Origin of the sequence: Spirillospora sp. NPDC000708 (genome assembly GCF_040299565.1) — a bacterium.
Taxonomy (GTDB): domain Bacteria; phylum Actinomycetota; class Actinomycetes; order Streptosporangiales; family Streptosporangiaceae; genus Spirillospora.
Genome location: NZ_JBEPCJ010000049.1, coordinates 17,859 through 43,810 on the forward strand (window position 1 = coordinate 17,859; position 25,952 = coordinate 43,810).

General features: G+C 75.0%; 21 protein-coding genes and 1 pseudogene. 15 read left to right on the forward strand and 7 right to left on the reverse strand.

Features of this window, described 5'->3' with window-relative positions; genetic code table 11:
• Nucleotides 1-206: 206 nt before the first annotated feature.
• Nucleotides 207-1,148 (forward strand): annotated as a pseudogene (locus tag ABT299_RS29980) (RNA polymerase sigma factor); the annotation flags it as partial.
• Between the two features lie 3 nt (nt 1,149-1,151).
• Here the strand turns inward: ABT299_RS29980 and ABT299_RS29985 are convergent.
• Nucleotides 1,152-1,697 (reverse strand): MarR family transcriptional regulator, encoded by a 546-nt coding sequence (locus ABT299_RS29985; RefSeq protein ID WP_190868349.1) that lies wholly within the window; start codon nt 1,695-1,697, stop codon nt 1,152-1,154.
• Nucleotides 1,698-1,744: 47 nt separating this feature from the next.
• On the opposite strand from ABT299_RS29985, the gene ABT299_RS29990 reads away from it, so the two are divergent.
• Nucleotides 1,745-2,470 carry an SDR family NAD(P)-dependent oxidoreductase gene (locus ABT299_RS29990; protein WP_500252770.1) on the forward strand — a complete coding sequence of 242 codons (726 nt, stop codon included), beginning with the start codon at nt 1,745-1,747 and terminating at the stop codon, nt 2,468-2,470.
• Nucleotides 2,471-2,508: 38 nt separating this feature from the next.
• On the forward strand, nt 2,509-5,028 hold the full coding sequence (locus ABT299_RS29995; RefSeq protein ID WP_500252771.1) for a DUF7824 domain-containing protein: 2,520 nt from the start codon (nt 2,509-2,511) through the stop codon (nt 5,026-5,028).
• A gap of 7 nt (nt 5,029-5,035) precedes the next feature.
• On the opposite strand, the gene ABT299_RS30000 is transcribed toward ABT299_RS29995, so the two are convergent.
• Nucleotides 5,036-5,974, reverse strand: a complete 939-nt coding sequence (locus tag ABT299_RS30000) for a threonine/serine dehydratase (protein WP_500252772.1) — start codon at nt 5,972-5,974, stop codon at nt 5,036-5,038.
• A 209-nt stretch (nt 5,975-6,183) separates the two neighbouring features.
• Between ABT299_RS30000 and ABT299_RS30005 the strand changes: the two genes are divergently transcribed.
• Both ABT299_RS30005 and ABT299_RS30010 read left to right on the forward strand, forming a co-directional pair.
• Nucleotides 6,184-6,762 carry a TetR family transcriptional regulator gene (locus ABT299_RS30005; RefSeq protein ID WP_190868345.1) on the forward strand — a complete coding sequence of 193 codons (579 nt, stop codon included), beginning with the start codon at nt 6,184-6,186 and terminating at the stop codon, nt 6,760-6,762.
• Between the two features lie 140 nt (nt 6,763-6,902).
• Nucleotides 6,903-8,072: an FAD-dependent monooxygenase gene (locus ABT299_RS30010; RefSeq protein WP_387027636.1), complete on the forward strand. Its 1,170-nt coding sequence runs from the start codon at nt 6,903-6,905 to the stop codon at nt 8,070-8,072.
• Here the strand turns inward: ABT299_RS30010 and ABT299_RS30015 are convergent.
• On the reverse strand, nt 8,066-9,322 hold the full coding sequence (locus ABT299_RS30015; RefSeq protein WP_500252811.1) for an RNA polymerase sigma factor: 1,257 nt from the start codon (nt 9,320-9,322) through the stop codon (nt 8,066-8,068). The genes ABT299_RS30010 and ABT299_RS30015 overlap by 7 nt on opposite strands.
• 234 nt (nt 9,323-9,556) lie before the next feature.
• Nucleotides 9,557-9,910 carry a YciI family protein gene (locus ABT299_RS30020; protein WP_190868343.1) on the reverse strand — a complete coding sequence of 118 codons (354 nt, stop codon included), beginning with the start codon at nt 9,908-9,910 and terminating at the stop codon, nt 9,557-9,559.
• A gap of 273 nt (nt 9,911-10,183) precedes the next feature.
• Between ABT299_RS30020 and ABT299_RS30025 the strand changes: the two genes are divergently transcribed.
• On the forward strand, nt 10,184-11,125 hold the full coding sequence (locus ABT299_RS30025; RefSeq protein WP_500252773.1) for a Sco1979 family transcriptional regulator: 942 nt from the start codon (nt 10,184-10,186) through the stop codon (nt 11,123-11,125).
• A gap of 76 nt (nt 11,126-11,201) precedes the next feature.
• Here ABT299_RS30025 and ABT299_RS30030 read toward each other — a convergent pair whose 3' ends face one another.
• The gene (locus ABT299_RS30030) at nt 11,202-11,972 is read right to left on the reverse strand and encodes an ABC transporter permease (protein WP_500252774.1); all 771 of its coding nucleotides are present in this window, start codon (nt 11,970-11,972) and stop codon (nt 11,202-11,204) included.
• Complete coding sequence (locus ABT299_RS30035) at nt 11,969-12,754, reverse strand: ABC transporter ATP-binding protein (RefSeq protein ID WP_500252775.1); 786 nt, start codon at nt 12,752-12,754, stop codon at nt 11,969-11,971. Before ABT299_RS30035 ends, ABT299_RS30030 begins: the two co-directional genes overlap by 4 nt.
• Nucleotides 12,755-12,826: 72 nt before the next feature.
• Between ABT299_RS30035 and ABT299_RS30040 the strand changes: the two genes are divergently transcribed.
• The 9 genes from ABT299_RS30040 (at nt 12,827) to ABT299_RS30080 (ending at nt 25,221) form a co-directional block, all read left to right on the forward strand.
• Entirely contained in the window at nt 12,827-13,456 is a 630-nt protein-coding gene (locus tag ABT299_RS30040) for a TetR/AcrR family transcriptional regulator (protein ID WP_190868338.1), read from the forward strand.
• A gap of 59 nt (nt 13,457-13,515) precedes the next feature.
• On the forward strand, nt 13,516-14,781 hold the full coding sequence (locus ABT299_RS30045; protein WP_500252776.1) for an alpha/beta fold hydrolase: 1,266 nt from the start codon (nt 13,516-13,518) through the stop codon (nt 14,779-14,781).
• 141 nt (nt 14,782-14,922) lie between these two features.
• Complete coding sequence (locus ABT299_RS30050) at nt 14,923-18,258, forward strand: ABC transporter permease (protein WP_500252777.1); 3,336 nt, start codon at nt 14,923-14,925, stop codon at nt 18,256-18,258.
• The gene (locus tag ABT299_RS30055) at nt 18,255-20,906 is read left to right on the forward strand and encodes an FtsX-like permease family protein (protein WP_500252778.1); all 2,652 of its coding nucleotides are present in this window, start codon (nt 18,255-18,257) and stop codon (nt 20,904-20,906) included. The genes ABT299_RS30050 and ABT299_RS30055 overlap by 4 nt, the downstream gene beginning before the upstream one ends.
• Nucleotides 20,907-20,963: 57 nt before the next feature.
• Nucleotides 20,964-21,899 (forward strand): ATP-binding cassette domain-containing protein, encoded by a 936-nt coding sequence (locus tag ABT299_RS30060; RefSeq protein ID WP_190868334.1) that lies wholly within the window; start codon nt 20,964-20,966, stop codon nt 21,897-21,899.
• On the forward strand, nt 21,896-22,594 hold the full coding sequence (locus ABT299_RS30065) for an ABC transporter ATP-binding protein (RefSeq protein ID WP_190868333.1): 699 nt from the start codon (nt 21,896-21,898) through the stop codon (nt 22,592-22,594). The genes ABT299_RS30060 and ABT299_RS30065 overlap by 4 nt, the downstream gene beginning before the upstream one ends.
• Nucleotides 22,595-22,705: 111 nt before the next feature.
• Nucleotides 22,706-23,995 carry a Tm-1-like ATP-binding domain-containing protein gene (locus tag ABT299_RS30070; RefSeq protein ID WP_500252779.1) on the forward strand — a complete coding sequence of 430 codons (1,290 nt, stop codon included), beginning with the start codon at nt 22,706-22,708 and terminating at the stop codon, nt 23,993-23,995.
• A complete protein-coding gene (locus tag ABT299_RS30075) occupies nt 23,992-24,813 on the forward strand; it encodes a phosphoenolpyruvate hydrolase family protein (RefSeq protein ID WP_500252780.1) in 822 nt (273 codons plus the stop codon). Before ABT299_RS30070 ends, ABT299_RS30075 begins: the two co-directional genes overlap by 4 nt.
• A complete protein-coding gene (locus ABT299_RS30080) occupies nt 24,814-25,221 on the forward strand; it encodes a cupin domain-containing protein (RefSeq protein ID WP_190868330.1) in 408 nt (135 codons plus the stop codon).
• 71 nt (nt 25,222-25,292) lie between these two features.
• Here the strand turns inward: ABT299_RS30080 and ABT299_RS30085 are convergent, their stop codons facing one another.
• The gene (locus ABT299_RS30085; RefSeq protein ID WP_500252781.1) at nt 25,293-25,943 is read right to left on the reverse strand and encodes a hypothetical protein; all 651 of its coding nucleotides are present in this window, start codon (nt 25,941-25,943) and stop codon (nt 25,293-25,295) included.
• Nucleotides 25,944-25,952: the final 9 nt, after the last annotated feature.

The following is a 25,952-nucleotide window of genomic DNA, read 5'->3' on the forward strand; positions in this document are numbered from 1 at the left end:
CTCATAGGTCGACATAAATTTATAGTTGGCACATGTCTAGGCTCGACCTAAGTTTATGCCGCCGGGCTGCCGGGTACCGAGATCGGGTGACCCGTTCCCTCCCGGCCGGACGAGCAAAGGACACCGCCCTGAACGCCAGCACCCCCCGTGTCGCGACCCCCGAGCCCGCCCGCGCCGCGTCCGCGCGCGGCACGGCCGCCCGGGGCGCCTCCGCCCGCGGCGTGTCCGCGAGCCGCGACCTCGTCGACCCGATGAAGGACTACCTCTCCCGCATCGGCCGGACCCCGCTGCTCACCGCAGAGCAGGAGGTCGAGCTGGCCAAGCGCATCGAGGCCGGGCTGTTCGCGCGCGAACGCCTGGAGACCCTCGGCGACGCCCTGTCCCCGCAGGACCGCGACGACCTGGCCTGGATCGCCGCCGACGGGCGCCGCGCCAAGGAGCACATGGTCGAGGCCAACCTCCGCCTGGTCGTGTCGCTGGCCAAGCGGTACATGGGGCACGGCCTGCCGCTCAACGACCTCGTCCAGGAGGGCAACCTCGGGCTGATCCGCGCCGTGGAGAAGTTCGAGTACCGGCGCGGGCTGAAGTTCTCCACCTACGCCGTCTGGTGGATCAAGCAGGCGATCAGCCGCGCCCTCGCCGACCAGTCCCGGACGATCCGCATCCCGGTGCACGTCGTCGAGGTGCTCAACCGGATGACCCGGATCCGCCGCCGCATGATGCAGGACCTCGGCCGCGAGCCCACCGCGCAGGAGCTGGCCGTCGAGCTGGACGTCACGCCGGAGAAGGTCGAGTGGCTGCGCCGCCAGGCCCGCGAGCCGCTGTCCCTGCAGACCCCGCTCGGCGAGGACGGCGACGGCGAGCTCGGCGACGTCATCGAGGACCCCGAGGGCGGCGACCCCGCCGACGTGGTCGCGTCCTCGATGCTGCGCGGCAAGCTCGACGCCGTGCTGGAGACGCTCACCGAGCGCGAGGCCGGCGTCATCTCGATGCGGTTCGGTCTCGCGGGCGGCGAGCCGAAGACGCTCGAGGAGGTCGGCAAGGTCTACGGGGTGACCCGCGAGCGCATCCGCCAGATCGAGTCCAAGGGGATGCACAAGCTGCGCCACCCGTCCCGCCGGGAGACTCTCGCCGACCTGCTCTCCTGACGCTCAGCGCTCGCCCACCTGGCCGGGCTTGGCGTCGGCCCCGAGCCGTTCGACGAGCCCGTCCAGGAGGCGGCGCAGCAGCTCGGTGAGCCGCTCGCGCTCCTCCTCGTCCAGGTGGTCGAGGAGGGAGTCCTCGTAGGTGAGCAGCCGGTTCACGCTGTCCTCGATCAGCCGGTGGCCCGCGTCGCTCAGCCGCACCGACGACGTCCGGCCGCGCGGCCCGCGCTCGGTCTCCACCAGCCCCGCCCGCTCCGCCCGCGCCACCCGCTGGGTGATCGCGCCCGCGGTGAGCAGCGACGCCTCGCGCAGCTGACCGGGCGTCATCGCGTACGGCGCTCCGCGCCGGCGCAGCGTGGACAGCAGGTCGAGCGTGGCCGTGTCGATGCCGAGCCGGGCGAGCGTGCGGCGCCGCTCGTCGCCGAGCAACTTCGCCGCGCGCCACACCCGGGTGATGATCCCGATGGACGCGACCGGCGTGCCGGGACGCTCGCGCGCCCACGCCTCGGCGATGGCGTCGACCGGGTCCCCGTGTTTGCGTTCGTCCTCCACGGCGTCTAGCTTAGGGCGAAGTTTAGACCTAAACAAAGGAGGTCCCCATGACCCGCAGCGCAGTGGTGACCGGCGGCGGGACCGGCATCGGCCGGGCCGTCGCGGCGGCCCTCGCGGCGGACGGCCTGGACGTCGTCATCACCGGCCGGCGCGAGAAGGTGCTCGCCGAGGCCGCCGCCGGCCTCGGCCCCCGCGTGCGGCCCGTCGTCTTCGACGTGACCGACCCCGGCCAGGTCGAGGCCGCCCTCGCCGAGCTGCCCGAGACGGTGGACGTGCTCGTCAACAACGCCGGCGGCAACACCGACACCGGACGCCCCGCGCCGTCCGGGCTCGCCGGCGTCCGCGACGCGTGGCTCGCCAACCTGGAGGTCAACCTGGTCGGCACCGTCCTCGTCACGACCGCCCTGGAACCGCGGCTCGCCCGCGGCGGCCGCGTGATCAGCATGGGCTCGATCGCGGGCGGCCGCGGCGGCGGATCGTACGGCGCGGCGAAGGCCGGCATGCGCGTCTGGAACATCGAGCTGGCCGCGCGGGTCGGCGAGCGCGGCGTCACCGCCAACGTGATCGCTCCCGGCCTCGTCGAGGACACCGAGTTCTTCGGCGACCAGATGACCGGCGAGCGGCGCGCCATGCTGGTCGGGCAGACCGCCACCAAGCGCGCCGGAACGCCGGAGGACGTCGCCGCGCTCGCCGCGTTCCTCGCCTCGCCGGGCGCCGGGCACATCACCGGGCAGGTGCTCCACCTCAACGGCGGCGCCTATTTCGGAGCCTGACTCCGGAATGTCGGTGAGCGGGCCTAATGTTCGTGGGCATGACGACGACCGCGTGGGACGAGATCGCCGCGCTCATCGACGCGCGGAAGGCCGACGCCGTGGCCGGCGCGGTCCTCTCCCTCGACGCCGCCGGCCGCCGCGAGGTCGCCGAGGCGCTCCCCGGCCACGTGCGCGAAGTGCGGTCGCGGCGCGAGACCTGGGAGGGCATCGACGACTTCGCGCCGGCGTTCCGCGCCGCCGGGGCGGGCACGCTCGGCGGCGCGTCGGCCGTCGCGTCCTGGCTGGGCCGCCGCGAGTTCAACTCGCGCTGGACGGACGACCACCACGACACCGCCCTGCTGATGGGCCTCTGGCAGGGCCACGACGACGCCTGGCTCGCCGATCTGGCGCGGCGCCTCGCCCTGCGGCTGCGGGGGCCGCGCCACACCGGCCTCAACCTCGTCCTCGCCCTGCTGAGGGCGACCGGGGCGGAACCGCCCGAGCACGATCCGCTCGTCGTCGGCTGGGTCGCCTCGGCGCCGCCGCGCACCCGCGACCCGCTGCTCCCGGTGCTGCTGCCGCGGATCTTCGAGGCGGAGGGCGTGGGCCGCGAGCTGCGCGACAGCGACCGCTGGGTCCGGGGGCTCGCCACGCTCGCCGCGCGGGGCCAGGTCGACCGGGGGATGCTGCTGGACGGCTGCGTCCGCCGGTTCCTGCGCGGCGGGACGGCCCTCGACCTGCGGTTCTTCGTCCGGCTCCATGACGCGCTCGCCCCGTCGGACGCCGAGGCGGGCGCCCGCGCCCGCGACTACGCGCGGCTGCTGCCCGCCGCGCCCGGCCCGGTCGCGGAGTCCGCCCTCGACCTGCTGAAGGACCGCGACGACCTGCCGCCCGACCTCGTGGTCGAGGCCCTGGACGGCCTGCTGTTCCGCGCCGAGTCCGGGCTCGTCCGGACGGGCCTGTCGTGGCTGGAGCGGACCGTGCGGCGCCGCCCCGACCTCGCGGACGGCTGCGCCGCCGCGCTCGCGCGCGCGTTCGGGCACGAGTCGTACGCCGTCCGGCAGCGGGCCGTGCGGGTCGCGCTCAAGCTCCCGGCCGCGACGGACGGCGCCGCCCTGCGCGACGCCGTGCCGCTGCTGCCGCCCGACCTCGCGGCGCAGGTCGTCGCCCGTTTCGGCGGCGAGGTCTCCGAAGCGGACCCGGTGGACGACGACCCCGCCCCGCCCGCCCTCGCCGTGCCCGGACGGGTCCCGGAACCGGCGCCGGAGCCGTTGCCGCCGCCCATCACGACTCCGGTCGAGCTGGCCAAGGCCCTCCAGGACGGGATCGGCTGGGCGGTGAGCGAGCAGCTGCTCGCCGCCTACGTCCGCCTCATCCGGCAGGACCGCGACGCCCTGCGCGCCGCGCTGACCCCCGTACTGCACAGGGACTTCCATCCGTACCTCGAACGCCTGGACTTCTGGCTCGCACCCGAGGAGTGGCTGGTCGGCATCGGGCGCCTGCTGATCGGCTCGCCGGTCCGGCACAACGGCCGCCGGCTCGCCGCGCGGGTGCAGGGGCCGCCCCTTGACCGGCTCTTCGTGTCGCGGTTCGCGGAGGTCTACCGCGCCTTGGAGGACGGGACGCCGCCACCGGTGCTGCTGGCCACTCCGACCCGTCCGACGGGCCACGTCGACCCGCTCGCGCTCGTCGAGCGTCTGGAGGAGTGCGAGGCGGCGGGCGTGGAGCCCGGTTCCGCCGACCTCCAGCAGGCGCTGCTCAGGCTGCCGCTCGAGCCCGACGCCGAAGCGGCCCGGCGGGCGGGCCGGCTGGTGTCGCAGGCGGGACGCACCGCCGCCCGCTGGCTCGCCGAGGGCGGGGCGCCGCGCGTCGACGTGGCCGTGAGCCCGGTCGCGGACGGCCCTCCCGACGTGGTCATCGGCGCCGAGCCGACCGGCCTGCCGCTGGTGGACGCCGTCTTCACCGCGCCCGAGAAGTGCGTCCACACCGCCTGGAACTGGCACTGGACGTACTGGCCGTGCCTGCTGCCGTCCCATCCCGACGTGGTCGCCGCGCACCTCGTCCCCGGGCTGCGGCGGCGGCGCGAATGGTCCAGCGTGAACATGCCGGTCTCCGTGCTCATCGACCGCACGCCGGGGACCGGGGCGCTCGCCGAGGCCGTCGCGTTCTTCCTCGCCTGCCAGCTCGCCCTTCCGGGCGACGAGGAGGCCGGCGAGACGCTGCTGGTCCTGGCGGCGCGGGGCGACCTGCCCGCCGCCGCGCTCGGCCGGCACATCGGGCGGCTGGCGCTCGCCGGGGAGATCAAGCTGGTCCGGGTGGTCGAGGCACTGGAACGCGCGGCGGAGGCGGGCGCGTACGCCGAGGTCTGGGAGACGATCGCCGCCGCGCTGCCGCTCCTGCACCCGGAACCGGGGCGGCGGCCGCCGTTCGCCCACGACCGGCTCATCGCGCTCGGCGCCAGGACGGCGCGGTGGGCGAAGGCGTCCGCGCCCGTCCCGGAGATCGAGGAACTGGCCGCGCGGAAGGGGACGTCCAACCTCCTCCGCGCGGCCCGGACGCTCGCGGCGCAACTGCGCTAGGCCGGGTTCACAGGTCGGAGGGGTCGGTGTTGGCGCCGCACAGCACGACGACGACGCGCTCGCCGGGGGACGGGCGGTAGGCGCCGGTGCGGAGGGCCGCGACGGCGGCGGCGGTGCCGTGCTCGACGACCTGCCGGTACTCCTCCCAGACGAAGCGGCGCGCGTCGATGATCGCGTCGTCGGAGACCAGCGCCGGCACCACGCCGGTGCGGGTCGCGACGGCGTGGGCGATGTCGCCGAGGCGGGTGGCGCCGAGGGAGTCGGCGGCGACGCCGGAGACCTGGACGTCCACCGGGCGGCCCGCGTGCAGGGCGCGTTCGAGGGTCGGGATGGTCTCCGGTTCGACGCCGACGACGCGGGCGCGGCCTTCGAGGGCGGCGGCGACGCCCGCCATCAGCCCGCCGCCGCCGACGGCGAGGAGGACCGTGTCGACCTCGCCGCCGGTCTGGTCGAGGATCTCCAGGCCGAGGGTGCCCTGGCCGGCGCAGACCTCGGGCTGGTCGTAGGCGTGGCAGAACAGGGCGCCGGTGTCGGCGGCGCGCTTGGTGGCGGCGTCCTGCGCCTCGGCGTAGCGGGTGCCGACCTGGACGACGGTGGCGCCGAGCGCGCGCAGCCGCGCGACCTTCACCGGCGGGGCCGTCTCGGGGACGAACACCTCCGCGGGCGCGCCGACCTCGGCGGCGGCGTAGGCGAACGCGAGGCCCGCGTTGCCGCCGGACGCCGCGACGACGCCGGCCGCCGGGAGCCGGCCGCCGTCCCGCGCGGCGAGGATGTGGTTGAACGCGCCGCGCGCCTTGAACGACCCGGTGTGCTGGGCCTGCTCCAGTTTCAGCCACATCCGCCCGGCGGGGGCGAGCGGGCCGGGGTCCACGCCGAGCAGCGGCGTCTCGCGGACGCGGCCGGCGACGCGGCCGGCGGCGGCCCGGACGTCCGGAAGCGCGATCACGGGGGGCTCCTCTCCGCGGACGCGGCGTCCGCATCCATCATCAGTACCATTCCGGCCGAACGACCCTGGCGGATGGCGCGTTCCGCGGGGTCCCCGGCGCCCCCGCGGCGGCCGGGCCCGGTCGCTAGCCGCGCTAACTAGCCGGGCGTCAAGTAAGTTGCCGCGATACGGTGGAGGACGGGGCAGGACGGCCGGAGGAGAGGCATACCGTGGGCAAGCCGCAGACGCGTCGCAAGGACACCAGGGAACGCATCCTGGACGTCGCGCTGGAGCTCTTCCTCGAACGCGGCTACGACCAGACCTCGCTGCGGGAGATCGCCGAGCGGCTCGACGTGACCAAGGCCGCGCTCTACTACCACTTCCGCACCAAGGAGGACATCCTCGACGCCCTCGTCGGCGGCATCGGCGAGCGGCTGGACGAGCTGATCGCCTGGGCCCGCGCCCAGCCCCCGACGCTGGAGACCCGGCGCGAGCTGCTGCGCCGCCTGAACGAGGCGCTGGAGGAGTGGGCCCCGGTCTTCCAGTTCCTCCAGGAGAACCAGGCGGCGCTGCGCGGCCGGACGGCGCCGAAGACCTTCCGCGACCGCATGCAGGACCTCGGCGCGCTGCTCACCGACCCGGAGAGTCCCGTCCTGGACCGCGTCCGGTCGCTCAGCGCGCTGTTCACCGTCTACTTCGGCACCTTCGCGATCTCGTCCATGGACGGGACGCCGGAGGAGAAGCGCGCCGCCCTGCTGCAGGTCGCCTGGGAGCAGATCGACGCCGCCCACGCCGCCTCCCGCTCGTGACCGCCCGCCGGTGACCGCCCCCTCGTGACCGCGCGCCCGTGCCCGGCCCGTCAGCGGACGGTGCGGGCGCGGTCAGCGGGCGCCGCCAGTCTCCCGAGTGACGGCGGGAAGCACTTCCCGCCCCTGAGAGGGAGTCACTCATGGAGAACACCAAGGTCCTCATCTCCGGCGCGAGCATCGGCGGCCCCGCTCTGGCGTACTGGCTGAGGCGCCACGGGTTCGAGGTCACGATCGTCGAGGTCACGCAGGGCCTGCGGGCCGGCGGGCAGGCGATCGACGTGCGCGGCCCGGCGCTGGAGGTGGCCGAGCGGATGGGGATCCTGGACCTGGTCCGCGAGCGGCGCGTCCAGATGCGCGGGATGTCGATGGTGGACGCCGACGGCGCCGAGCTGTACCGCAGCGAGGAGCGCACCATCACCGCCGGCGACCTCGACGGCCCGGACGTCGAGATCCTCCGCGACGACCTCTCGCGCATCCTCGCGGACGCGGCGGGCGACGGCGTCGAGTACCTGTTCGGCGACTCGATCGCCGCGCTGGAGCAGGACGACGACGGCGTGCGGGTGACCTTCCGCAGCGGCACGACCCGGACGTTCGACCTCGTCGTCGGCGCGGACGGCGCGCACTCCCACACGCGGCGGCTCGTCTTCGGGCCGGAGGAGCGGTTCATCTCCCACCTCGGCACCTACCTCGGCGTGTGGACGGCGCCGAACTTCCTCGGCCTGGACCGCTGGCAGGTCTTCCACCAGATGCCGGGCAGCGCATGGGGCGGCGGTGTGATGAGCGTCCGCGGCAACAAGGAGGTCCGCGTCTACCTGGGCTTCGAGTCGAAGGAGCCGATCGCCTACGACTACCGCGACACCGCCGCGCAGAAGAAGATCCTCGCGGACGCGCTCGCGGGCGGCGGCTGGGAGCTGCCGCGGCTGCTGGAGACGATGTGGGACGCGCCGGACTTCCACTTCGACGCGATGGCGCAGATCCACATGGACGCGTGGTCGAAGGGCCGCGTCGTGCTGCTCGGGGACGCCGGGTACTGCGGGTCGCCGCTGTCGGGGCAGGGCACCAGCATGGCGATGGTCGGCGCGTACGTCCTCGCCGGCGAGCTGAAGGCGGCGGGCGGCGACCACCGCGCGGCGTTCGCGGCCTACGAGCGGGAACTGCGCGGGTACGTCGCGGCGAACCAGGAGCTGGCGCTGACGAACAAGGCGCGGGTGGACGCGCAGCGCGACGCCGAGATGGGTGAGGACACCGAGGTCATCGACTTCCAGGACTTCGGCGAGATCGTCAACGCGTTCACGGTGAAGGACTACTGAGCGCCGTGCAGGGCGGCGGCCCGGTCGAGCAGGACGCGGCGTTCGGGCGCGTTGCGGGTGAGCTCCGCGGCGCGCTCGAACTCCGCGCGGGCCTCGGCGGTCCGGCCGAGCCGGGCGAGCAGGTCGCCCCGGACGCCGGGCAGCAGGGGGTAGCCGCGCAGCGCCGGTTCGGCGGCGATGGCGTCGACGAGCCGCAGACCCGCCTCGGGACCGTCCGCCATGCCGACGGCGACGGCCCGGTTCAGCTCGACGATCGGGGACGGCGCGACCCGCGCGAGGTGCCCGTACAGCGAGACGATCTGCGCCCAGTCGGTGTCGGCGGCGGTGGCGGCCTGCGCGTGGCAGGCGGCGATCGCGGCCTGCAGGACGTACGGGCCGGGCGGCGCGCCGATCTCGCGCGCGCGCAGCAGCGCGGCGAAGCCGCGGTGGATGAGCAGCCGGTCCCAGCGGGCGCGGTCCTGCTCGTGCAGGGGGACGGGTTCGCCGGACGGCCCGGTGCGGGCGCGGATGCGGGACGCCTGGATCTCCATCAGCGCGACGAGCCCGTGCACCTCCGGCTCTCCGGGCGCGAGGTGGGCGAGGACGCGGCCGAGGCGCAGCGCCTCCTGGCACAGGTCCGCGCGGACCCAGTCGTCGCCGCCGCTCGCCGCGTGGCCCTCGTTGAAGATCAGGTAGACGACCTCCAGCACCGACGACAGCCGGGCGGCCCGGTCGGGGCCCTCCGGCACCTCGAACGGGACGCCGGCCTCCGACAGCGTCCGCTTGGCCCGGACGATCCGCTGCGCGACGGTCGGCTCGGAGGTCAGGAACGCGCGGGCGATCTCCTCGGTGGTGAGGCCGCCGAGCATGCGCAGCGTCATCGCGACCCTGGCCTGGGTGGACAGCACGGGATGGCAGGCGGTGAAGACGAGCCGGAGCACGTCGTCCTCGATGTGCTCGTCGTCGGCGGCGAGGTCGAACTCGGGCGGCGCCTCGCGCGCCTCGGGTTCCAGGCCGTGCCCGAGCTCCTCCAGCTTGGTCTCCAGCCGCTGCTCGCGGCGGACCCGGTCGATGGCGCGGCGCTTGCCGACGGCCATGAGCCAGGCGCCCGGGTTGTCCGGGACGCCCGACTCGGGCCACTGTTCGAGCGCGGCGACCAGCGCGTCCTGCGCGATCTCCTCGGCGAGGCCGACGTCGCGCACCAGCCGGGCCAGCCCGGCGATGATGCGGGCGGACTCCAGCCTCCAGACCGCGTCGATGCTCGCGTGCACGCCCGCCGGGCGGCCTGCGCCCGCGGCGGGCGCGCGCGGTGGTTCCGGGGCGCCCGAGCCCGGGGTGCCCGACGAGCCCGGGTCGCTCGCGTCGCGCGCGTCCGGGGCGTCGGGGGCGGCGGATGGCGTCACGGTGCCGATGACAGCACCCGCGCCGCCCGCCGCGCAACCCGGACGTCGCCTCCCCGCAGGTCACCGCCGGCACCACCAGGAGGGGGCCGGGCGGTCGGCCGATCAGGCGCCGGGGACCTCGTCGCCCGGGCCGAAGACCTGCTGGATGGTGCCCTCGCCGTCGCCGACGATCTGGAAGAAGCGCTTGGACAGCTCGACGGCCTCCTCCCGGGTCCGCACCTCGACCAGCGCGAAGCCGACGACGCCCTCCTTGGCCTCGGCGAACGGGCCGTCGGTGACGGTGACCTTGCCGCCGGACGCCTTGATGCGGGTGCCGCCGGGCTCCAGGCCGCCGGTCGCCAGCAGCACGCCGGCCGCGGACATCTCGGCGATGAACGCGCCCATCTCCGCCATCATCGCCTCGTCGGGCGCGCCCTGCTGCTCGCCGTCGTCCGTGGTCATCATCATGAAGCGCATCGGTGCCTCCGTCGTCCTGGCGGGCCGGGTCCCTCCCGGCCCTCACTGACGCGTCGACCGGGAGCGGGCCAGATCGACATCCGCCGCGACTTTTTTCGGGATTTTCTTGCCGGCTCGTATCCTGCCAGGTCAGCGCCGTTTCGCCCGCGATGCGCCGGAAGAATCGCCTGAGAATCTCACAAAACGGTCCGCCGGAGTGCATTGGGCAACGCGCCCGCGGACGGGTAACTTCTTTGCGGAAGGCACGTCGCCGTGCGCCGGAGGAGGCGTCCCGTGGGAGACCCGAGACTCGGACCGGAAGCGCCGCCCGAGGCGTCCGGGCCCGGCGCGCCCGTCCCGTCCGGCACCGTTCCGGCGGGCACCGCCGCGTCGGGGCCGACCGTGCTCCGCATGGTCGTCGGCGCGCAGCTGCGCCGGCTCCGCGAGGCCGCCGAGATCTCCACCGAGGCCGCCGGCTACGAGATCCGCGGCTCGCACTCCAAGATCAGCCGGATGGAGCTGGGCCGCGTCGGGTTCAAGGAGCGCGACGTCGCCGACCTGCTCACCCTCTACGGGGTGGACGACCCGGTCCGCCGCGAGGCGCTGCTGGAACTGGCCGAGCAGGCGAACAGGCCCGGATGGTGGCAGCCGTACGCCGACGTCGTGCCCGGCTGGTTCGAGCCGTACCTCGGCCTGGAGCAGGGCGCCGTGCTGATCCGGGTGTTCGAGGTCCAGAACGTCCCGGACCTGCTGCAGACCCCCGGCTACGCCCGCGCGCTCATCGCCGCGCGGTACCCCGGCGCGAGCGCCGAGGAGATCGACCGCCGCGTCGAGCTGCGGATGCGCCGCCGCCTCGTGCTGGAGCGGCCCGAGCCGGTGAAGCTGTGGGCCGTGCTGGACGAGGCCGCGCTGCGCCGCGTCGTCGGCGGCCCCGAGGTGATGCGCGAGCAGCTGCGGCACCTGATCGAGATCTCGCGGCTGCCGAACGTCACCGTCCAGGTGCTGCCGTTCGCCGCCGGCGGGCACGCCGCCGAGAGCGGTCCGGTGACCCTGCTCCGGTTCGCCGAGCCGGAGCTGCCGGACGTCGTGTACCTGGAGCAGCTCACCGGCGCCCTGTACCCGGACCGCGCGTCCGACGTCACCCGGTACCGGGACGCGCTGAACCGGCTGGGCGTGCAGGCCGAGCCGCCCGCCCGCACGCCCGACGTCATCGCCGACGTCCTCGCCCGCATCTGACCCTGCCCGCTAGCCGACTCCTGCGGGCCGGCCATTGCCTGCGCGGCCGCCCCTGCGGCCTCGCTCGTGTCCGGGCTCAGCCGCCGCGCCGGAACAGCCAGGTCCCGGCGGTCAGCGACACCGCCGCGAACGCCGCCGTCACCGCCGCGCCGACCGCGAACGTCCCGCTCGTGTAGTGCCCGAGGTACGCCTGCCGGACGGCGTCCACCGTGTACCGGAACGGGACGGCCCGCGACGCGCCGTCCAGCCACCCCGGCGCCAGCGTCATCGGCAGCAGCAGACCGGACAGCAGCATCAGCGGCATCCCCGCCGTATTGGCGATCGCCGCGAACTCCGGCGGCGTCCGCACGTTCATCGCCAGCCCGTACGACAGCGCCGACAGCGCGGCCGACAGCACGGCGACGAACGCGAACCCGACCAGCACGCCCGAGACCGGGGCCCGCAACCCGAACGCGAGCCCGAGCAGGACCAGCAGCGCCGCCTGGACCGCGAGCTGCACCACGTCCCGCAGCGTCCGGCCGAGGAGCAGCGCCGCCGGACGCACGGGCGTGACCCGCATCCGGTCGATGACGCCCTGGCCGCGCTCCACGATGATGCCGAGCCCGACGTACGAGCCGCCGAGGATCGCCAGCTGGACGAGCACGCCCGGGACGAACGCCTGCCACGACGATCCGTCCACGTCCAGGCCGAGCCGGGTGAGCAGCGGCCCGAAGAGGGCGAGGAAGAGCAGCGGCTGCAGCATGCCGAAGAGCAGGTTCGTCTTGGAGCGCGTCGTCGCCCGCATGCAGCGGCCGAAGATGACGCCGGTGTCGGCGAGGAGCTCGCGCATCAGGGTTCTCCGGTTCATATCGCGATGGGTGCGCGCTCGTCCGGGGCGCCGCGCCCCGTGATGGCGAGGAACGCGTCCTGGAGGCTGGCGGCGGGGTCGCCCGCGTAGCGGGCCTTGAGGGCGGCGGGGGAGCCCTCCGCGACGACCGTCCCCGCGTCGACGACCACGATGCGGTCGGCGAGCGCGTCGGCCTCGTCCAGGTAGTGGGTGGTGAGGAAGACGGTCGTGCCGTGCTCGTCCCGGACCCGGCGGACGAGGTCCCACAGCTCGGCGCGGCTGCCGGGGTCCAGCCCGGTCGTCGGCTCGTCCAGGAACAGCACCGCCGGCCGGTTGACGAGACCGAGCGCGATCTCCAGCCGCCGCCGCTGCCCGCCGGACAGCGCGCCGGCCGGCCGGGCCAGCAGGTCGGTGAGCGCCAGGTCGCCGGCCAGCCGCTCGGCCCGCTCCCGCGACTCGGCGCGGCCCAGCCGGTGCAGCCGCCCTTGCGTGACGAGCTCCTCCAGCGCCGAGCAGGCGGGGTCGAGCCCGCCCGCCTGCGCGACGTACCCGATCGCGCGGCGCACGCCGGCCGGGTCGCGGCGCAGGTCGCATCCCGCCACCTCCGCCTCGCCGCCGGTCGGCGGCAGCAGCGTGGTGAGCATCCGCAGTGTCGTCGTCTTCCCCGCGCCGTTCGGCCCGAGGAACCCGAGGATCTCGCCGGACGGGACGGACAGGTCGATGCCGCGCACCGCGTGCACGGGCCCGGACTTGAGGGCGAACGTCCGGGTCAGGCCGCGGGCGCTGATGACTGGCGTGGACATGGCGGCGATAAAACCATAACGGACTACAAATTTGCAATCGACTTAAACTTTGCGTCCCGCTACAGTGTCCGCATGGCGGAGGGGCTCCGGGACCGGAAGAAGCGGGAGACGCGGCGGCGCATCGCGGACGCGGCCGTCGCGCTGTTCGTGGAGCGCGGCTTCGACCGGGTGACGATCGCCGAGGTCGCCGCCGCCGCGGACGTCTCCGTCAACACCGTCTACAACTACTTCGACGCCAAGGAGGACCTCGTCCTCCCGCCGCACCACGGCGACCGGCTCGCCGGGATCGTCCGGGAGCGCGAGCGCGGGGAGTCCGCCGCCGAGGCCGTCCTGCGGCGCCTCCGCGAGGAGGTCGGGCGCCGCGACCCGTCCCTCGGCCTCACCCCCGGCTTCGCCGGCTTCTACGCGATGATGCGCGCCGCCCCGACGCTCATCGCGCGGCTCGACGAGATCGCCGTGCGGATGACCGCGTCCCTCACCGACCTGCTGGCCGCCGAGACCGGCGCCGCCTCCGGCGACCCGCTGCCCGCGCTGGTCGCCGGCCAGATCGGCTGGCTGCACGCGCACGTCCTGAGCGAGGTCGGCAGGCGCACCGACGCCCGCGAGGACCCCGAGAGGACGGCGGCGGCCCTCCTGCGCCTCCTCGACGCCATCGAGGACGTCCTCGGCCCCCGCGTCCTCGACTACGCCCGCCGCCCCTGACCGTCCCGCCGCCCGGCACGGCGGTCGGCCCCGGCACGGCGGTCGGCGATAGTGGGGGGATGTCGAACTCGTTCACCCGGCCCGGGTACGCGTGCACGGACCACTTCCTGGACGTGCCGCTCGACCACGGCGACCCGTCCGGTCCGGCGATCCGGATCTACGCGCGGGAGGTCGTCGCGCCCGGGAAGCGCGCCGCGGACCTGCCGTGGCTGCTCTACCTGCAGGGCGGGCCCGGCAACAAGTCGCCGCGCCCCGGCGCGATGCCCGCGGCGTGGCTCGCCCGCGCGCTCCAGGACTACCGGGTGCTGCTGCTCGACCAGCGCGGCACCGGGCGCAGCACGCCGCTGAACCGGCAGACGCTCCCGGCCGACCCGAAGGCCGCCGCCGAGCTCCTGCGGCACTTCCGCGCCGACTCGATCGTCCGGGACGCGGAGCTGCTGCGCCGCCACCTGGCCGGGGACCGGCCGTGGAGCGTTCTCGGGCAGAGCTTCGGCGGCTTCTGCACGGTGACGTACCTGTCGATCGCGCCGGAGGGGCTGAGCGAGGCGTTCGTCACCGGCGGGCTGCCGAGCCTGACGGCGACGCCCGACGACTGGTACCGGGCGGCGTACCGGCGGATCGCGGCGGCCAACGCGCGCTACTTCGCCCGCTATCCCGGTGACCAGGACGTCGCGCGCCGCATCGCCGCGCACCTGGACCGGGCCGACGAGCGCCTGCCGGGCGGGGAGCGGCTGACCCCCCGCCGCTTCCAGAGCGTCGGCATCGGGCTCGGCCATTCCGCGCAGTTCGACAATCTGCACTACCTGATGGAAGAGGCGTTCATCGCGGACGGCCGGCTCTCCGACACGTTCCTGCACGGCGTGAACGCGATCGTGTCGTTCGCCGCGCAGCCGCTCTACGCGCTCATCCACGAATCGTGCGTCAGCAACGGGACGGCGTCGAACTGGTCGGCCGCCCGCGTGGCCGAGGAGTTCCCCGAGTTCGCACCGCAGGCCGAGCCGTTCCTTTTCCTGGGCGAGACCATCTTCCCGTCCTTCTTCGAGGAGGACCCCGCGCTGGTCCCGCTACGGGAGTGCGCCGACCTCGTGGCGGCGCACGAATGGCCCGCCCTTTACGACCCGGAACGGCTGGCGTCCACGACCGTTCCGGTCGCGGCGGCCGTCTACTACGACGACATGTACGTGGACCGCGAGATGTCGATGGCGACGGCCGCCGCCATCCCGGGGGTCCGGACGTGGGTGACCAGCGAGTACGCGCACAACGGCCTGTCGGCGGACGCGAACGTCCTGGACCGCCTCATCGCCCTCCGCAACGGCGACGCGTGAGCGCCCGCGCGCGTGGGCCGGTCCGCCGGAGACATGGGCGATCTGTCCAGATCATGGTGAAGTACCGGAAATGTTGCGATAGGTAAAAGAAACAACGTCAGCTCTTGTTGTCCGGATCACACCCATTGATCATGTGCGGCTATGGGGCAACGGGGGCTCGTCGTCAGGCGCATGGCCGCGGACCGCACGCTGGTGCTGGCCGCGTGCGCCACCGCGCTGTTCGCCACGACCGTCCTCGCGGCCCTCGTCGGCTACGCGGGCTCGGTGACGCGCGAGGGCCTGCGGCGCACGCTCGCCGACGCGACGTTCGCCACGGTCGGCACGACGCTCGGCACCAACGTCCCGGCCGGCGGCCTCACCACCGCCCAGCACCAGGTGGACGGCGCGCTCAAGCAGATCTACCGGGACGTGCCGCTGACGGTCTCGATGGGCGTCCGCAGCGACTCCTACACCCTGCCGGGGCAGGAGAAGATCGAGCATCCCCAGCTGACCGCGTTCGCGACCTACACCGGCATCGAGCGGCACGCGCGCCTCGCCCAGGGGCGCTGGCCCTCGCCGGGCGCCGGAGCCGGCAAGGACGCCGAGATGGAGGCCGCCCTCCCGGCCGCCGCCGCCCGGTCCGTGCACGCCTCCGTCGGCGACGTCCTCACCCTGCACGGCCGCGTCGACAAGAAGTCGGTCGTGCGCGCCCGGATCGTCGGGCTGTTCGAGGTGCCCCGCCCGGACGACTACTTCTGGCAGGGCGACCAGCTGGTCACCACCGGCGCCGAGCACGGCGACTACACCACCTACGGGCCGCTCGTCGTCCCGCAGGACGTGTTCGCCGCCCGCCTCACCGGCACCGGCGTGGACGTCCGGTGGACGGTCATGCCGGACCTCCGGCGCATCGACACCGGCGACCTCGACGGGCTCGGCGATCGCGCCGCCCGCAGCGCCGCCATCGTCCAGAAGGCCGCCGGCGGCGCCCAGTACACCGTCGTGACGAGCCTGCCGAAGCTCGCCTCCCAGCTCGCCGACGCGGTCCGGGTCACCCGGTCCACGATGCTGATCCCGGTGCTCCAGCTGATCCTGCTCGCCGGGTGCGCCTGGATGCTCGTCGCCCGGCTGCTGGCCGACCACCGGCGCGGCGAGGTCGCGCTGCTGCGCACCCGCGGCCTCGGCATGCGCCAGCTCGCCGCGCTCGGCGTCGCCGAGGGCGCCCTGATCGTGCTGCCCGCCGCGGTGTGCGGTCCGCTGCTCGCCGGGCCGCTGCTGCACCTCGCCGGATGGGCGCCCGCGATCCGCGCGTCCGGGCTGCGGCTCGACGCCGGGCCCCTCGCGCCGCTGTACGGCGTCTCGGTCGCCACCGCGCTGGCCGGGGCCGTCGCGCTCACCGTCCCGACGCTGCGCGGCGCCAACCGCACCTTCGTCGAGGCGCAGGCCGGCATCGGCCGCACCCGCCGCGGCGGGCTCGTCGGATCGGGCGCCGACCTCGCGCTGCTCCTCGTCGCCTCGCTCGCGATCTGGCAGCTCACCCGGTACGGCGTCGACGGGACCGGCGCGTCCGGCGGCGCGTCCGGCGTCGACCCGGTCATCGTGTCCGGGCCCGCGCTCGGGCTGCTCGCCGGCGCCGTCCTGCTGCTGCGCGTCGTGCCCGTCGCGTCCGGCGCCGCCGAACGCGTCGCCGCGCGCGGCCGCGGCCTCGCCCCCGCGCTCGGCGCCCGGCAGGTCGGCCGCCGCCCGCTGCGCTACGCCGGACCCGTCCTGCTGCTGGTCATGGCGATCGCCGTCGGGGTGCTGTCGGTCACCACGATGGCGACCTGGCGGCGTTCGCAGACCGACCAGGCCGACTTCCAGAGCGGCGCCGACCTGCGCGTCAGCGCGCCGGTCGGGGTCTTCGCGCCGACCGCGCTCGGCGGCGGCGGACGGGTCGCCGCGCTGCCCGGCGTCACCGCCGTGACCGGCGTCCTGCGCGTCGAGGGCGCCGTCGGCACCGCGTCCGCGACCATGCTCGCCGCCGACGCCGAGCGCCTCGGGACGATGCTGCGGATCCGCTCCGACCTCCGGGACGGCCTGGCGCTCAGCGAGCTGGCCGCGGCCCGCCCCAAGGCGCCCGCGCTCACGGTCCCCGGCAGGCCCGCACGGCTGCTGTTCGACGTCCGGCTGAAGCGCACCGGCTCCGCCCCGCCGCTGCCCGACGGCACCGTCCCGCCGCCGGTCGACGCGTACAAGGCCCAGGCGACCGTCGCCGACGCCCGCGGCGTCACCGCCCGCGTCCAGCTCACCGGCATCCCCGCGGACGGCAGGACCCACACCGTCGCGGTCGACACCGCCGCCCTCGCCGGACCCGGCGGCGTGCTGAGCTACCCCCTGTCGGTCCGCGCCCTGCACTACTCCTACGACGACAACGGCTACAGCGGGCCCCTCGACCTGACCCTGGAGCACGTCCGCGGTGAGGGGACCGGCGACGCCGCGATGCCCCCCGGAGCGCGCTGGGACGTCTTCGCCGAGCCGGCGGACCCCGCCCACCCGTCGCGCCCGAAGCTGGAGAAGGGCCCCGGCCTCGCCGAGATCGCGATCCCCGCGAGCCCGCCCGGCGAGGTCGTGTTCGGCAGCCTCCGGCTCGCCAGCGGGACGAACGTCCACGCGGTGCTCGGCACCGGCGCGCCACCGTCCCACGGCGACCAGAACGAGCACCTCCAGCCGGTCGTGCCGGGCATCATCACCGGCGCCGCCGCGTCCCGCGCGAAGGTCGGCGTCGGCGCCACCCTCACCCTGAGCACCGTCGACGGGGACCAGCCCGTCAAGGTCATCGGCATCGTCAGCGCGCTGCCCACGACCGCGCCCGGCGCCCCGGGCGTCCTCGTCGACCTGCCCACCCTCGTGCAGGAGCGGCTCGCCGCCGGACGCGCCGGCCCCGACAGCACCCGGCCCGGCGAATGGTGGGCGTCCGTCCGCGGCGACCGCACCGGACCCGCCGCCAAGGCCGCCGGCGCGCACCGCGAATGGGGCGAGGTGACCGGCGACCGCGCCGCGCTCCGCTCCCGGCTGCGCGACGCGCCGCTCGGCGCCGCGCTCCAGGGCGCGCTCGTCCTCGGCTTCGGCTCCGCGCTCGCCTTCGCCGTCATCGCGTTCGTCGTGAACGCCGCCGTCACCGCCGGGCAGCGGTCCCGCGAGTTCGCGGTGCTGCGCGCCCTCGGCGTCCATCCCCGCCAGGTCACCGGGATGCTCGCCGTCGAGCAGGCGTTCCTCGTCGTGCTCGGCCTCGCCGGCGGCACCGCGCTCGGCCTGATCGTCGCGCGGCTGGTCGTCCCGCACCTGGTCGTCGGGGTGCAGGCCACCGAGCCCTACCCGCCGGCCGTCCTGATCGTCCAGTGGCCGCTGGTCGCGGCGATGCTCGCCGGGACGGCCGCCGTCCTCGGGCTCGTGCTGCCGCCGGTCATCCGGGTCCTGCGCCGCCGCGACGTCGGCGCCGGACTGCGCGCGGGGGAGGAATGATGCGCCGAGCCCTGCACGCCGGGCCCTGGCTCCGGCTGGCCCGCACGCAGTGGGCGCCGCTGGCCGCGCTCGCCGCGCTGACGCTGGTGACGGCGGTGCTGGCGGTCGCCGTCCCGGCCGCGACCGCCGCCGGGTACGACCGCGACGCCACCTCCACCGTCGGCACCGACTCCGACCTGAGGGTGGTCGGCAAGGCGAAGGGCACCGGCGCCTCCAGCGCCGTCCCGAACGAGGGCGCGCTCACCGCCAACGCGTTCACCTGGCAGCAGCTCCTCCCGGGCGCGCTGCGGACCGTCACGGGCCCGCCCGAGGCGTCCGTCGCCCTGGACTCACCGCAGGGGATCGCCGGCGAGTTCACCGAACCGCGGGAACTGGACCTCGGCTGGGACCCGGGGGCCGACCAGCGCATCATGATCACCGCCGGGCGCCCGCCGGTGAACCAGCCTCCCCTGAACCCCGGCGCCTCCACGCCGGAGATCCAGGTGATGGTCGCCCAGCGGTACGCCGACGCCATGGGCTACAAGGTCGGCGCCCGGCTCGACCTCTCCGACAAGGACATCCCCGACCCGCTGCACGTCCGCATCGCCGGGCTCTACGCGCCGATGAACCCCCGCGACGCCTACTGGGCGTCGCGCGCCTCCCTGCTCCAGCCCATCGAGCGGATCGTCGGGAGGGACGGCACCAGGGTCTTGCGCGGCACCGCGCTGACCGACGCCGGCGGCTACACCATGATCGCCGCCGACTCCCGGCGGGGCTTCACCTTCACCTGGCGGTTCCCGGTGCGGACCGGTTCGGTCGACACCGGCCGCGCGCGCGCCATCGCCGCCGACCTCGACTCCTACAGCGCCGCCGTGCAGGGCCACGCCGGACTGTTCGCGTGCACGGTGGAGACCCCGCTGGAAGCACGGCTCGGCGCCTTCCTCGGCCGGCTCCGCACCGCGCAGTCCGTTCTCGGGATGGCGCTGGCGGGGCTGCTCGCCGTCGGCGCCGGGGTGCTGCTGCTCGCCGCCGGCCTCCTCGGCGAACGGCTCCGGCCCGTCCTCGGCACGATGCGGGCCCGCGGCGCCTCGCTCCGCCAGCTCACGCGTTACGCCGGGGGCCTCACCGCCCTCGCCGTCGTGCCCGCCGCGGCGCTCGGCACCGCAGCCGGGCTCCTGCTCGACACCGGGCCGCCCCAGGCGAGCTCGTTCTCCGCGGTCGCCGCGCTGGTCGTGGTGGTGCTCGCGCTGTCCGGCGCGATGGTGCTGCGCGAACGCGGCGGCGGCCTCGGCTCCGCCGGCGGCGCCCGCCGCGACGACTTCACCACCGCGCGCCCGTCGCCGCGCCGCCTCGTCCTGGACCTGCTGCTGGTGGTCGTCGCCGTCGCCGGTGTCGTGGTGCTGCGGCAGCGCGGCGGCGCGTCCGGCGACGATCCGCTCGTCGCGGCCGTCCCCGTGCTGCTCGGCGCCGCGCTCGGCATGCTCGTCCTGCGCGGCTACCCGTACCTGCTGCGCGCCGCCGCGCCGCTGCTGCGCCGGGGCCGCGGCGCCGTCTGGTTCGTCGGCCTCGCGCGCGCGTCCCGGCAGAGCGTGATCGGCGCGCTGCCGCTGGTCATCCTGCTGCTCGCCGCCGCCGTCGCCGGATTCAGCGCGACCGTGGACACGGCGCTGCGGCACGGGCAGGTCCGCGCCTCCTACAGCGTCGTCGGCGGCGACGTCCGCGTCGGCTCCACCGGTCTCGACCCGGGCGTGGTCGCCAAGGCGCGCGCGGTCAAGGGCGTCACCGCCGTCGTCCCGGCCCGGGCCGTCCCGCAGGTCACCGGGCCGGGCGAGCCCGCCCCCATCACCGTCCTCGGCATCGACCTCGACGCCTACCGCGCGGCGTTCCCCGGCGTTCCCGGCATCCCGGACGCGCCGCACGGGCAGCTCGTCTCGCCCGGCGCCGCCGGGATCCTCGACTCGGGGTCCAAAGCGGTCACCCTCAGCAGCCACTACATCGACCCGTTCCGGTTCAAGCCGGACGCGACGATCGAGCGGTTCCCGTCCATGGACACCGGATCCGCCTTCGTGGTCGTCCCGTACAAGACGTTCGGATCCGGCAACTACCCCACGGAGCTCTTCGTCCGCGGGGACCACGTCGACATCGCCGCGCTGCGCAAGGTGCTCGACGCCGCCGCCCCCAAGGGCGCCCCCAGGGACGTGCAGCTGCGACGCGACGTCCTGCACGGCATGACCGCCGTCCCGATGGTCGACCTCGTGCACCGCACGTTCCGGAACGCGGCCCTGATCGGCGGCGGGTACGGGCTGCTCGCCGTCCTGCTCGTCCTGGTGGTCGGCGCGCGCGCACGCGGACGGACCGTCGCGCACCTGCACGTCCTCGGCCTGAACCGGCGGCAGAGCCGCGCCCTCGCGCTCGTCGAGATCGCCCCGGTGCTGCTGTGCGCCGTCGCCGCCGGCTGGGTCCTCGGGCTGCTGCTGCCGGAGATCACCGGTCCCGTCGTCGACCTGCGCTCCTACACGTCCGGGTTCACCGCGACCGGCCACACGCCCGGACTCGCCGCGCTGCTGGGGCTGCTGGCCGCGCTGCTGCTCGCCGCCGCGGCGGCCCTCGCCGTCGACCGCGCCTTCGACCGCACGGACCTGGGCGACGTCCTGAGAACGGGGGACTGAGATGAGCGAAGCGAACCGGGGAGCGCGGGGGCCGTGCCCCCGCATGGAGGCGGAGCCGTGGTAGACGCACCGGACCTGGCGGAACTCGAACGCCGCGCCGTCGAACGCGGCCCCGCCTACGGCGAGGGCGCGCACATCGTCTGCGACAACCTCGTGCGCATCTACAAGAGCGAGGGCATCGAGGTCGTCGCGCTGCAGGGCTTGGACCTCCTCGTCGACCCGGGCGAGCTGATCGCCCTCGTCGGGGCGTCCGGGTCCGGCAAGTCCACGCTGCTGAACATCCTGTCCGGGCTGGACGTGCCGACCGCCGGCGTCGCCCGCGTCGCCGGGTCCGACCTGCTCACCATGTCCGCGAAGGAGCGGCTCGCGTTCCGCCGCGAGCAGGTCGGGTTCATCTGGCAGCAGACCGCCCGCAACCTGCTGCCGTACCTGACCGCCGTGCAGAACGTCGAGCTGCCGATGCGGTTCGCCGGGCGGTCCCGGCGCGAGCGCGCCACCCGGGCCGCCGACCTGCTCGGCATGCTCGGCGTCGGCGACTGCGCGGGCCGCCGCCCCGCGGAGCTGTCCGGCGGCCAGCAGCAGCGGATCGCGATCGCCGTCGCGGTCGCCAACGAGCCGCACGTCGTGCTCGCCGACGAGCCGACCGGCGAGCTCGACACCGCAACCGCCGCCGAGGTGTTCGCCGCGTTCCGCCGGGTCAACCAGGAGTTCGGCACCACCACCGTGATCGTCACGCACGACGCCGGCGTCTCCGAGCGGGTGGACCGCACCGTCGGCATCCGCGACGGCCGCACCAGCAGCGAGGTCCGCCGCCGCGACGCCTCGGACGGCACCCGCACCGCCGAGGAGTACGCCGTCCTCGACCGGGCCGGACGCGTCCAGCTCCCGCGCGGCTTCACCGAGGCGCTGGACATGCGCGAGCGCGTGCGGCTGGCGCTGGAGGACGACCACGTCGGCGTCTGGCCCGACCGGTCCCGCGAGGAGGACGCATGACCGAGCCGATGGTCGCCGTCGACGGCCTGGTCCGCACCTACCGCGCCGGGAAGGTCGAGGTGCCCGCGCTGCGCGGCGCCTCGTTCCGGATCGAGCCCGGCGAGCTCGTCGCGATCCGGGGCCGGTCCGGGTCCGGCAAGACGACGCTGCTGAACCTGATCGGCGGCCTGGACACCGCGGACGGCGGCACCGTCCGCGTGGACGGCCGGGAGATCGGCGCCCTGTCCGAGGACGACCTGCTCGCGCTGCGCCGCGACGACATCGGCTTCGTGTTCCAGTCGCACGGCCTCATCCCCGTGCTGTCCGCCGCCGAGAACGTCGAGGTCCCGCTGCGGCTGACCCGGACCGCGCCTGCCGAGCGGGACGAGCGCGTCCGGCTGCTGCTCGCGCTCGTGGGCCTCGCCGACCACGCCGCGCAGCGCCCCTACGAGCTGTCGGGCGGCCAGCAGCAGCGCGTCGCGATCGCCCGCGCCCTCGCCAACCGGCCCCGCCTCCTGCTCGCCGACGAGCCGACCGGCCAGCTCGACTCCGAGACCGCCGCCGCGATCATGCCGCTGCTGCGCGCGATCGTCGCCGGGGAGGGCGTCACCGTGCTGGTCGCCACGCACGACCAGGCGCTGCTGTCGGAGGCCGACCGCGTCCTGAACCTGGAGGACGGCAAGATCAGCGAAGCGCCGGTGCCCGCGGCGGGGTGACCCGCGGCAGGGTGGGGCGTCGGGACGGTGCGTCGGGATGGCGCGTCCGGCCGGTTGCCGGAAGCGGCGCGAGGGCAGGATCTCGGTGGAGTCAGGGACGGGAGGTGCGGTGTGGCGACCGTGGTGCTGGTGGGGACGCTCGATACCAAGGGCGCGGAGTACGCGTGGCTGCGCGACCGGCTCCGCGAGCTGGGCTGCGAGGTCGTCCTCGTGGACGCCGGGGTCGGCGAGCCGGCGGCGGACGTCGCGGCCGACGTGCTCGCGGAACGGGTCGCCGAGGCGGGCGGCACGACGATCGCGGCACTGCGCGGCGCCGGGGACCGGGGCGCGGCCGTCACGGCGATGGGCGAGGGCGCGGCCGTCGTCCTCGCCCGGCTGGTCGCGGAAGGGCGGGCCGACGCGGTCCTCGCGGTCGGCGGGAGCGGCGGGTCGTCGATCGCGGCGCGCGCCGTCCGGGACCTGCCGATCGGGCTGCCGAAGCTGATCGTGTCGACGATGGCGTCCGGGGACGTGGCGCCGTACGTCGGCGCGAAGGACGTGACGATGACCTACAGCGTCGTCGACATCGCGGGCGTGAACCGGGTGTCCCGGCTGATCCTAGGGAACGCGGCGGCAGCGGCGGCGGGCATGGCGAAGGCCCGCGCGGACGCGCCGCCGGAGCCCGCGGACGAGCGGCCCCTCGTCGCGGCGTCGATGTTCGGCGTGACGACCCCGGCGGTGGACGCGGCGCGTGAGCGGCTCGGCGACCTCGGCTACGAGGTGCTGGTCTTCCACGCGACCGGTGCCGGAGGGCGCGCGCTGGAGGGCCTCGTCGACAGCGGCCTCATCGCGGGCGTCCTCGACCTCACGACGACGGAGCTGGCGGACGACCTGGTCGGCGGCGTCCTGTCGGCCGGCCCGGACCGGCTCACCGCGGCGGGACGGCACGGGATCCCGCAGGTCGTGGCGCCGGGCGCGCTGGACATGGTGAACTTCGGCCCGCGCGACACCGTCCCGGAGCGGTTCGCCGGCCGCAACCTGTACGTCCACAACCCGACCGTGACGCTGATGCGGACGACGCCGGACGAGATGGCGGAACTCGGGCGGCGGGTCGCGGCGAAGCTCGCCGCCGCCACCGGGCCGACCGTGCTGTTCCTCCCGCTCGGCGGCGTGTCCGCGCTCGACGTGCCCGGCATGCCGTTCCACGACCCGGACGCCGACGCCGCCTGCTTCGCCGCGATGGACGGCGCCGTCGCGACGGAGCGGCTGGACGTCGACATCAACGACCCGTCGTTCGGCCGCGCGATGGCCGACCGGCTGCACGAGCTGATCACGGAGCACGGTCCGCACGCAGGGCACGAGACATCCACCGGGCACGAGACGAACGCCGGGCACGAGACGAACGCAGGGGGAGCGCAGTGAACCGTCAGACCGTCCTGGAACGCCTGCGCGCGTCGGTCGCGCAGGGCAAGCCGGTGATCGGCGCCGGAGCGGGCACGGGCCTGTCCGCGAAGTGCGCGGAGGCCGGCGGCGTCGACCTGATCATCATCTACAACTCGGGCCGCTACCGGATGGCGGGCCGCGGCTCCCTCGCGGGACTGCTGCCGTACGGGGACGCGAACCAGATCGTCGTCGAGATGGCGTCCGAGGTGCTGCCGGTCGTCCGGGACACCCCCGTCCTCGCGGGCGTGTGCGGCACCGACCCGTTCCGGGTGATGCCCGTCTTCCTCGACCAGCTGAAGGCGATGGGGTTCACCGGGGTGCAGAACTTCCCGACCGTCGGCCTCTACGACGGGGTGTTCCGGCAGAACCTCGAAGAGACCGGCATGGGCTACGACCTCGAAGTGGAGATGGTCCGGCTCGCCCATGAACGCGACCTCGTCACCGCCCCCTACGTCTTCGACGAGGACTCGGCGCGGGCGATGGCGGAGGCCGGCGCGGACGTCCTCGTCCCGCACGTCGGGCTCACCACCAAGGGCAGCATCGGCGCCGGCACCGCCCTGACGCTGGACGAGGCGGTCGCGAAGGTGCAGGCCATGCGGGACGCGGCGGCCGAGGTCCGCGACGACGTGCTCGTCCTGTGCCACGGCGGCCCCATCGCCGAACCGGACGACGCCGCCTACGTCCTGTCCCGCACCGAGGGCGTCGTGGGCTTCTTCGGGGCCTCCTCGGTCGAACGGCTGCCGACCGAGCGGGCCATCACCGAGCAGGTGGCCGCCTTCAAGAAGCTGGAGATCTGAATGCACGTGACGCCCGGCGACGTGTCCACGATGGCGTTCGACTGGGGTTCGATCAAGTGGTTCGTCACCCCGTCCACCGTCGAGGGCGCGGGCAGCACCCTCGGCGAGGTGATCGTCAACCCCGGCAAGGGGCACGCGCGGCACAACCACCCGAACGCCGAAGAGGTCATCTACGTCGTCTCCGGCGAGGCGGAGCAGATGGTGGACGACGGCGAGCCGTTCACGATCCGCGAGGGCGACGCCGTCCACATCCCGAAGGGCGCGTGGCACTCCACCTACAACACGACGTGGCGGCCGCTCCGCCTCATCGTCACGTACACGCCGGGCGGTGAGGAGAAGGCCCTCGAAGGCGCGCCCGACTTCTGCCTCCACGAGGCCGGGACCGTCCCGGAGTGGCGCCAGGCCTGACCGGAGTGGCGCCGGGCCTGAGCCGCAGTGGCGCCGGGCCTGAGCCGCCGTTCCGGGACGCCGGGGGAGCGCTACCCGTCGGCGAAGGAGCAGTCCGCCGGGTTGTCCGGCGACTGGATCGGGCCGGTGGGGATCTCCAGCGGAGCCGCCTTGACCGTGTAGCCCTTCAGCCAGCGGCCGTCCGGGCCCGCACTGGCCGGGCTGAACGGCGCGGGCCCGCCGCCCATCTGCTGGCACTGCGCGTACACCACGCCCCACGAGAAGCCCATCCGGTCGAACCGGTGGCCGCGCGGCGACTGGTAGAACGTCAGGTTGGCCCGCTTCTCGTTCGGCGGGATGCCGTGCTCGTCGTCCTGCCGGATGCCCGACACGACCGCCACCGGCCCGGACGCCATCAGGTAGTCGACCTTGATCGTCCCCCAGTGGTGCGTGGACGGCCCGCCCGGCGCGTCCGGAGCGAAATGGTCGAACCGGACCGTCCCGCGGGCGGCGCCCATGACCATCTTGCCGTTGACGAACTTCCACGGCCCGCCGTGCGCGTCCACGACGAACCGCCGGTACGGGTACTGCGGATCGCCCGGGTACTTCAGCCAGGCGTCGCCGGTGACGTGCGACTCGCGCGGGGCCGGCCCGCCGCTCTCCTGCGCCATGGCGGTCCCGCCGCCGACCGCGCCGGCCGCCACGAGCGCGGCCGCCGCGACCGCGATCCTCCGATGCGACATGTGGGGTCT